At 38.9% G+C, this 9,610-nt stretch carries 9 protein-coding genes; all 9 read left to right on the top strand.

What is annotated here, in order from left to right; genetic code table 11:
• Window positions 1–3,878, top strand: a 3,878-nt coding sequence (locus A7456_RS06985) for a phospholipase effector Tle1 domain-containing protein (RefSeq protein ID WP_211266069.1), incomplete at its 5' end; no start/stop codon positions are given.
• A 9-nt stretch (window positions 3,879–3,887) separates the two neighbouring features.
• Window positions 3,888–4,457 (top strand): hypothetical protein, encoded by a 570-nt coding sequence (locus tag A7456_RS06980; protein WP_067009050.1) that lies wholly within the window; start codon window positions 3,888–3,890, stop codon window positions 4,455–4,457.
• A 17-nt stretch (window positions 4,458–4,474) separates the two neighbouring features.
• Entirely contained in the window at window positions 4,475–4,930 is a 456-nt protein-coding gene (locus tag A7456_RS06975) for a phospholipase effector Tle1 domain-containing protein (RefSeq protein ID WP_067009049.1), read from the top strand.
• 332 nt (window positions 4,931–5,262) lie between these two features.
• A complete protein-coding gene (locus tag A7456_RS06965) occupies window positions 5,263–5,928 on the top strand; it encodes a hypothetical protein (RefSeq protein WP_067009043.1) in 666 nt (221 codons plus the stop codon).
• Between the two features lie 16 nt (window positions 5,929–5,944).
• Entirely contained in the window at window positions 5,945–6,598 is a 654-nt protein-coding gene (locus tag A7456_RS06960) for a phospholipase effector Tle1 domain-containing protein (RefSeq protein WP_067009041.1), read from the top strand.
• Entirely contained in the window at window positions 6,573–6,788 is a 216-nt protein-coding gene (locus tag A7456_RS11185; protein WP_158512505.1) for a hypothetical protein, read from the top strand. The genes A7456_RS06960 and A7456_RS11185 overlap by 26 nt, the downstream gene beginning before the upstream one ends.
• Window positions 6,789–6,817: 29 nt before the next feature.
• On the top strand, window positions 6,818–7,342 hold the full coding sequence (locus tag A7456_RS06955; RefSeq protein ID WP_067009036.1) for a hypothetical protein: 525 nt from the start codon (window positions 6,818–6,820) through the stop codon (window positions 7,340–7,342).
• 17 nt (window positions 7,343–7,359) lie between these two features.
• Window positions 7,360–7,689 carry a phospholipase effector Tle1 domain-containing protein gene (locus A7456_RS06950; RefSeq protein ID WP_067009033.1) on the top strand — a complete coding sequence of 110 codons (330 nt, stop codon included), beginning with the start codon at window positions 7,360–7,362 and terminating at the stop codon, window positions 7,687–7,689.
• 217 nt (window positions 7,690–7,906) lie between these two features.
• Window positions 7,907–9,610, top strand: a 1,704-nt coding sequence (locus tag A7456_RS06945; RefSeq protein ID WP_228141031.1) for a DUF6531 domain-containing protein, incomplete at its 3' end; no start/stop codon positions are given.

Here is a 9,610-nt window from a genome sequence, read left to right as displayed (position 1 = left end):
TTGGGTTTGATGGGGGTGGTGTGCTTAGTGAGCGGACTACCAATATTGATTATGATGACCACAATCAACCCATTAAAGTGTACAGACAAGGCAATCTTGACAAAGAGGTCTTAATCACTAAATACACTTGGCTAAAAGTAGGCGTACTACAAAAAATTGAGGAACCCTTAAAAAATACTACCACCACCTTTTATCACAATGAAAAGGACTTGATTGTTAAACTAATTCGCACCCAAGACGATGATGAATTAAGATTTGACTTTACTTATGATGACAAAGGACAAGCCAACAGTATGGCTCGCTACATCAATGGCGGTTTGGCAGGACAAGTAGCGTACGAGCGAGATGAGTTTGGTCAGATTGCCAAGGTGTTTGATGGTAATGGACAAGACCTTGGCTTTAATACCTTAAATGCTGGCGTTAATCAAGGTGTTTTATTTGATGCTGTGATAATGGCAGACTTAAAACAAAATACCCAAACTGGGCAAACACCCATTTTATCTGCTTTTGACAAAAACACCCTACGCCTAACACTGGGCGATGGCAGTCAAGCTGTTTATAAGCTTGATGACTTTGGTAGAATCTCTGCCATCACTCACCCACAAGTAGACACCCATCAGTATGCCTATGACAGTCAAGGCAACCTTATCCAAATACTACTCTCTGATGGCAGACGGATTGTTTATCATTACAATAATAAGGGTCTGCGTATCAAAAAAGAAGTCTATCACGCCAACACCAATGCAAGCACACAAGATAAGCCCATCTTCTCTACCACTTGGCAATATGATGACAAAGACAGACTTGTTGGTATGAACGATAACACCCAAACGGTGCATTATACCTATGATAATGACAACAATGTCATTCAAAAAACCGTGCAACTATCAGGTCTTAATACACCTCTTATTACCAAGTTTAGTTATCAAAAAGACAAAGATGGCAAGGCACAAAAGGTTGGCATCACTTTGCCTGATGGTACAGTATTGTCCAGCAAAAACAATGTCATCAGCTATCAAGCACCACATAGTAAGCAAAAATCTGCTTTACTGACCAAACAAACAGATGGCCAAGCAAGCAACACCCAAACTGGACAAGTAAGCTATGTGCTTGGCAGACACATCATACAAAGCCAGTATTATGATACAATGGGTAATTGGGCGGGATTAAGCTACCAACCAGCCCAAGCGAGCAGTAAAGACAAAATAACACACGGTCAGCACAAAAATGAGCCGTCAAGCCCCCTATTTAGCCAGCACTGGCAAAGGGGCAATAATGGACTGATTGATGCTATCACAGAGCAAGATAAACAAGGCACGCATACTTATCACTATCTGTATGACGACACCAATGCTCTACTCCTAAGCAAACAAAACAGTCCACACACCAAGCACGACACCTATTATGCTTATGATAAGCTTGGCAATCGTGTCGCCAGTCAGTCTAAGTCCAGTGTGGGAATGATGACTCTAACCCAGTATCGCTATGATGACAAGGGTAGAATCACAGGCACAAACAAAAGCACACACGCCAATACAGGTGCAACAAGCACAGAAAACAACCCCATATCGCCCTCCATCCAATACGACAGCGCAGGCAAGCCCATTACTTATGGCAAATATTTCCTAACCTATCACAATGGTAGACTAAGCGAAGTCAAGTATAAGGACGGCAAACCTGTGGCAAGTTATCGCTACAACGAGCTTGGGCAACGCACCCAAAAAATCAGCTATGTCAATGATAAGGACGAGTACATCTCAATCCCTACCACCACTCATTATATCTATGAAGACAGCCTATTACAACACGAACTAGATGATAAGGGCAATATCATCCGCCATTATGTCTATATGGGTGATAAACTGATTGCCACGATGGATTATGACCGCCAAGAGCAAGGTACGCAAGACAAAGGCGGTCAAAAAAATAATGACACTAAACAAGAAAGTCTGTGGCAAACGCTAAAAGCCAAGTTTGGCAGTCAAGCAAAAGACGGTCAAGCCAACAATCAGCAAGCAGTCTATGCAAACACCCCCAAAATCCACTATGTCATCACCGACCATCTAGGCAGACCCAGACAAGTACGAGATGACAACAATCAATTGGTGTGGCAATTAACTCCAACCGACTTTGGTGGTATAGTCAATCAAGAACTACAAAGTAAAACAGGCTACACGCTTAATCTAAGATTTAGTGGTCAATATGAAGACAAAGAGACAGGACTATACTACAATCATCACAGATACTATGACCCTACCACGGGCAGATACATTACCCCCGACCCATTAGGGCTTGCAGGGGGAGAGAATCTTTATACTTATGTGGGTAACAGCCCAATTCATTATAATGACCCTGTGGGGTTGTTGTTGTTTGCGTTTGATGGGACTAAAAACCAAGATTATGACAAAAAAGGATTTTTGGGGATAGGTGGCTCGAAACATACATCAACCAATGTTGAAATATTTAGAGATTTATACAAAAGAGATCCATACGAACCAAATTTTCCAAATACTACCTGGAAATACGCCACCGTTGATAGCAAATGGCTCGGCAAGCCCAATATCAACTTACAGCCCCAAATTAAGCCATTTAATGCAGAGATGCAAAATAACAATGTATTCTATATGACAGGGGCAAGTACAACAGACCAGCATACAGGCAGTAAAGGCATTCCTTTGTCTGATGGTATCACTGGCTTTTCCATTGTTCATCGTGTAGATGCAATGGTGGGTTATTTACATAGCTACCTAGAAAAAGTATACGAATACCGCCATAGCGAAAAAGGCAAACAGCAAATCAAAGAAAAAGGGAAAATTAACATCAACCTAGACATTGTTGGGTTTAGTCGTGGAGCAGCTTCTGCTCGTATGTTTGCCAATAAAGTTCAAAGCATTATGAAATCCAAGACAGGCAGAAACAATTGGCATGCCTATGATTATAACCTAAAAGGCAACCCAAAAGAGCGTGTTAGTCGTGATTGGCTGTACACCAAAAACTTTTTAGCCAATTGTGGTATTAACTTCAAATTCAACTTTATGGGACTATACGACACCGTCCCTGCCTTTGGCTCAAATCAGGATAACGATATGCAAAACATCAGAGCTTTTGGAATGAATTTAGATGTCTCAAATAGCGACTTTCAAACCATCGTCCACGCCGTTGCCACCAATGAAAACCGTGCTGAATTTGCCAGACGGTCTATCTATATCAGTCAAACGGAGGCTAACAGTAAAAATGATAAAACCATCAATGACAAATACCGTCTAGAAAAAGGTTTTTTAGGTGCTCACTCGGATATTGGGGGTGGGTATGAGAGTGGGGATTTGTCTAATGTTGCCTTGATGTGGATGATAAAACAGGCACAAGAAAAAGGCAACATCAAGTTTAAAGATTATAGCCAATACAAACAAATCAACAACCCCATTGTTCACGATAGTTCATTTACCCTCCCTTTTAGTCTAGGCGGTGAGTTTAGATGGGCAACTGACAGCTCAAAAGACTATGACAAAACCAAGATATTTAATAACTTTAAACATTTAGAATTAAACTGGAATGACACCAAAGCCTTTGAAAATCCAAATAATAAAAAATTAGACAAGCTACAAAATGCCACTGAAATCATCGCAAAAAATAAACAAAAAGGCTTTTTTGAAAAAGAGCGTGTGCCTTATGTTGGCAATTTGGTTAAGGATGCGGTGTTGATGGCGGCTAATGATGAAAATAAAATCATTGCCATCAATGACTATTTGTATTGGTTAAAATGTCATTATGGGATAGATTTAAAATATACCAATAAAGAAATCAAAAGCAGCGAAACAGCTTTAAGTGATAAGCAACTATGTTCAGGCATACCGCTTCATAAGCAAGTTAAGAAATAGGAGACAGTTATGACATATAATCTCATTTTAAAAAATCTTATCGCTCTACTTGCATCATTGTCAGTATGTGGATGCGTTATTGCGGAAATGGTTGGTACAAAGACAGAAATGATACTTGGACTTGGTAGCAACTTGCCAGAAAATTATCAAGGCGTTGTGATTTTTGAAAACACGCCTGAACTTAAAAGAATTTTTAAACAAAACACCAAATATATTACTTGGGGTATTAAAAGTGATAGTATAAATGCCAACTCATTACCAAAAGAGTTAAACCTTAAATATGCCACAATAAATATCAATCCCGATATTTATTATAACAGTTTAATTGCAGAAAAAGATAGACTAAGAAACAACTACGCCCAATCCCTACCCCCATCTGCTTGGCGTACGCATACCATTTACCCCAAGCAGTTGTTGGACAAGGGAACTTCTATGCCAATATGGGATACTCGTTATGACAAGGTAGCTGATGACCAAAAAGCCAAAAGCAGAGTAACCGTTACTTTATACATAGATAGTAATGGTAAGGTTAGTCAAAACATTGAGCGGACATTGGTGTTGAGTGATAGTGTTTGGTAGTAAATCAGGATAACGATATGCAAAACATCAGAGCTTTTGAAATGGATTTAGACATTTCAGGAAGTGAATTCAAAACCATCGTCCACGCTGTTGCCACTAATGAAAACCGTGCTGAATTTGCCAGACGGTCTATCTATACCAGTCAAACGGACGCTAACAGTAAAAATGATAAAACCATCGATGGCAAATACCGCCTAGAAAAAGGCTTTTTAGGTGCTCATTCTGATATCGGGGGTGGGTATAAAGATGGCGACTTATCTGATGTTACTTTGGTATGGATGGCAAATGAGGCTAATAAGCTATATAAAAGCCAAAGCACTAAAACTGAGATTAAATTAAATACCAATAACAAAAGAATTTCCAACCCTATCGTTCACGATAGTATTGGAGTGGAGAGAGCTGCTGGAACTATTATTTTTGGTCCAAGTCGTCAATTTCGCTGGGCAGGGGCTGAAAATGGTAGTATAGAGTAATTTACTAGCATTCCACACCTAAAATTTAATTGGGAACATAGTCAATCTTATCAACCAAAGGGGCAACCCGATTTAATGATATATACACCGTCTTAGTGATGAGTATATGAGAAGATGGGCTTGTGGGCACATCTTCAATGACTGCCCAGAAGTTGATGAGATTAGGGCGTTTAAAGGTATTGATGGAGAGGGTCAGCCTAGTATTTTATATGGCAAGGGTGCAATTGGCAACAATTAAAGATACATTCTTATTCAAGATTATATTAATTGGCTTAAAAATAAGGGTTATAGTCTTGATGGTCTTTCTGTTCAAATTCAATAAGGAATAAGAGATGAAATTTATAAAAATTATGACAGTGTTTTATCTATTCACATCATTAACAGCCTGTGCCAGTCCAAAATCAGAGATTAGTACAATTACATTCAACTCTCCACACAGTCTAAATGATGATACAAGAGATCAAATTATTATTTATGAATTGTTGGAACCAATGAAATCCTATTGTGGTCTTTATTATCTAGCCATTGGGTATAATCCAGATGATAGGATAAAAAATAATGATAGATTTTTTCACTATGGAACCTGCTTGTTTAATATTAAAAAATGGAACAACATACCAAACTTAACATTTAGATATACAACAATCCCAAGAAAGCGAAATACAATTTTTTGTGACCCAGCATATCTTGATGATGAAACAATGAAAACTTGTACAAAAATGGACGACTATGTTGACAGCCTTTATAATACAATTCCACAAGATGCTTGGGAGACCTACACCATAAACACCAAAGAAATTATTGAAAATTCCATAAAAGACAAGAATCCCATCGGAAACAAAGAGAAAAATTTTGATATTACTTCATCAAAATTTACAGAGAGAAACGACAGATATGTAGAATTAAAATTTCATACAGTTGTTATAGACAACAAAATGGAACACACAATAGATATTCTCAATTATTGGAAACACCAAAAAAAATCTCTTTGGCATTAACTTCAAATTCAACTTTATGGGACTATACGACACCGTCCCTGCCTTTGGCTCAAATCAGGATAACGATATGCAAAACATCAGAGCTTTTGGAATGAATTTAGATGTCTCAAATAGCGACTTTCAAACCATCGTCCACGCCGTTGCCACCAATGAAAACCGTGCTGAATTTGCCAGACGGTCTATCTATATCAGTCAAACGGAGGCTAACAGTAAAAATGATAAAACCATCAATGACAAATACCGTCTAGAAAAAGGTTTTTTAGGTGCTCACTCGGATATTGGGGGTGGGTATGAGAGTGGGGATTTGTCTAATGTTGCCTTGATGTGGATGATAAAACAGGCACAAGAAAAAGGCAACATCAAGTTTAAAGATTATAGCCAATACAAACAAATCAACAACCCCATTGTTCACGACAGTTCATTTACCCTTCCTTTTAGTCTAGGCGGTGAGTTTAGATGGGCAACTGACAGCTCAAAAGACTATGACAAAACCAAGATATTTAATAACTTTAAACATTTAGAATTAAACTGGAATGACACCAAAGCCTTTGAAAATCCAAATAATAAAAAATTAGACAAGCTACAAAATGCCACTGAAATCATCGCAAAAAATAAACAAAAAGGCTTTTTTAAAAAAAGAGCGTGTGCCTTATGTTGGCAATTTGGTTAAGGATGCGGTGTTGATGGCGAATGGGAAGGGTGAAATCATTGCCTTGCACGACTATATTACTTGGGTAAATTGTAATTACGGATTGGCTTTAAAAACAGAAAGAAACAAGGATTTTATCCCAAGCAATCTCAGTGAAGAAAAACTATGCTCTGGAACTCCTTTGCAAAACTATGTTGAAGGAGACAAATAATGAATAAACTATGTTGAAGGAGACAAATAATGAATAAACTATTAGCCATCTCCTTATTTGGTGTAATACTGACTGGTTGCTTATTTTCATCAGCAGTCTTTGGAGTAAAAACCGAGTTATATGTAGCAAAACGCCAAGCGGATTTTTATCAACAGGCCGTCATCATAAAAACCAACAAAGCAAACAATCCATACGATTTATGGGCTAACAGCTATAATGGGGATGGTTTTGGTAGCAATCCACCAAATACCCTAACCATCAATTACGCCATCATTCCTTGGGAAAAAGATAGAGCTTGGTCAATGGGATTAGATAATTATATTAAATTACAGGCAGACAAGCTTCCCCCATCTGCTTGGCGTACTTATACCATTTATCCTAAGCAGTTGTTGGACAAGGGAACTTCTATGCCAATATGGGATACTCGTTATGACAAGGTAGCTGATGACCAAAAAGCCAAAAGCAGAGTAACCGTTACTTTATACATAGATAGTAATGGTAAGGTTAGTCAAAACATTGAGCGGACATTGGTGTTGAGTGATAGTGTTTGGTAGTAAATCAGGATAACGATATGCAAAACATCAGAGCTTTTGGAATGAATTTAGATGTCTCAAATAGCGACTTTCAAACCATCGTCCACGCCGTTGCCACCAATGAAAACCGTGCTGAATTTGCCAGACGGTCTATCTATATCAGTCAAACGGAGGCTAACAGTAAAAATGATAAAACCATCAATGACAAATACCGTCTAGAAAAAGGTTTTTTAGGTGCTCATTCTGATATTGGGGGTGGGTATAAAGATGGCGACCTGTCTAACGCAAGTTTGATGTGGATGATAAAACAGGCACAAGAAAAAGGTAGTATTAAATTTGGCAAATATATTTCAAGTGATTTTTTGTAAAATTTTTCAATATTTAGATAAAAGGTATGTTTTTTTAAGATAAAAGGTAAAAAATATACAATTTATAACGACTATTTTACTGCAATCTTTCTCTTGACATTCTTCCCTTCATTAGATACAATGAGAAAGTTGTAAGGGCAAAACTCCAATAAAAACACATCAAAATACTACACAAAAAACACAATGTCGTATTTTGTTGCTATTGTCGAGTTTATCTATGACCACACCCCCCACTTCTTGCACCAAACCCACCTTGCTTACCACAAGCATTCTTATTGCTTTGGGTGTTGGTTTTGGCATTCCTGCTCTTGCCAATGGCGGTATTGTCAGTCTTACCAAACCAAATCAAGGCTTACGGTGTATCGGTACTGTTAAGCACAATTCAAAAGGTAGTAGTGGCACCAATCTTTGCCCTGCTCCATCTGCCACTTCTGTTCGTTCCAATAACCCCTCTCCCACCGCTTTTGGGGGCAATCCCATCAATCTTTTGACAGGCAATAAGTTTGAGCAACTCTTAGACATTGATGAGGTGGGCGATGCCTTTGCTTTACGCTTGACTCGTTATTATAATTCACAATCCACTCAGCGTGGTATCTTTGGTATCGGTTGGCGGTCTGATTATGAGTTGCAATTACAAGATTTGGGGGATAATGTTCAGATTTTGACAGCAGATGGTGGTTTGTATCACTTTAATAAACAGCAGATAAAAGATGATAGCACAGGACTACTTAGTGAACGCTTTGTCCCTGATGACATATCTTTGGGTTATGTGGAGGTCAAACCCATCAGTCATCACACCAACGCATTAGGTGATGAGATGATATGGCAATGGCACCTGCCTGATGGGCGTGTGATGGAATTTGCCCCACACAGACAAGTTGATAAGGTCAATACCGTAGGCAGGTATCAATACGGTCAATTAAGCCGTGTACAAAAACTTGCTTCTAACAAGAATACCCAAACCCTCTATTGGCAACTACACTACAATACCGATGGTAAACTTGCTAGGGTATCTAATAACTTAGGTCAAGTGCTTCGTTTTGAGTATCAAACCAACGATGATGGCTTATCTTATATCAATGTGAGTAAAGAAGGAACAAAGATAGATAAACAAGTTTGGCAATATCGCTTAGATAAAATTGGTAATCTTATAGAAGTGGTTACCCATCAAGGCGGTAGATTGGGCTATGAGTATGGCGACCCTAACGACAAACACAATCTAACTGCCAAGTATCTCTATATTCAAGACAACGACAAAGACAGCAGTAATGATGGTCTTAAAAAACAACTCATCAGTCGTTTTGCATACGATGCTTATGACAGAGCCATTTTGTCTACTGGCAAGGGTGATACCCACAAAATCAGTGTCAGCTATGATGATAAGGCAACTTACTCCACGCTTGGCGATACCTACACTAACACCTTAACCAATAGCCTAGGGCAAACCACACAATATCGTTACACCTATGATAAAACAGGCATACGCCTATTGTCTGCCATTGGCGTTGGCTGTATGACTTGTAATCAGTCCAATGTACGCTATGAGTATAATAAAGAAGGGCGGGTGATTGCCAAGCACACACTTGTCCAAGCAAGTACCAACCCCCCTAACCCCACAAACTTCGTTGGCAATGATGCTAACATTGCCAACGAAGCCAATATCCTAAGCAGTGAACGCTATATCTATGATGACTTTGGACGGGTGGTCAAGACAATGGTGCAAGACCATATTGCAGGCAGTCCTACTCATACCACTAACACCACCTACATCAGTAATGACAAAGACAGTCCTGCCTTTTATCTGATTAAAAGCATTAGTACCGATTCTGTGTTTGCTGGCAAACAAACTGGGATAGAATATGACTATGATGACAGGGGCAATGTGATAAGGGTTAAGGAGTTTGGGTTTGATGGGGGTGGT

Origin of the sequence: Moraxella nonliquefaciens, assembly GCF_001679005.1 — a bacterium.
GTDB classification, from domain to species: Bacteria; Pseudomonadota; Gammaproteobacteria; order Pseudomonadales; family Moraxellaceae; genus Moraxella; species Moraxella nonliquefaciens.
This window is presented reverse-complemented; position numbering and strand designations above follow the sequence as displayed.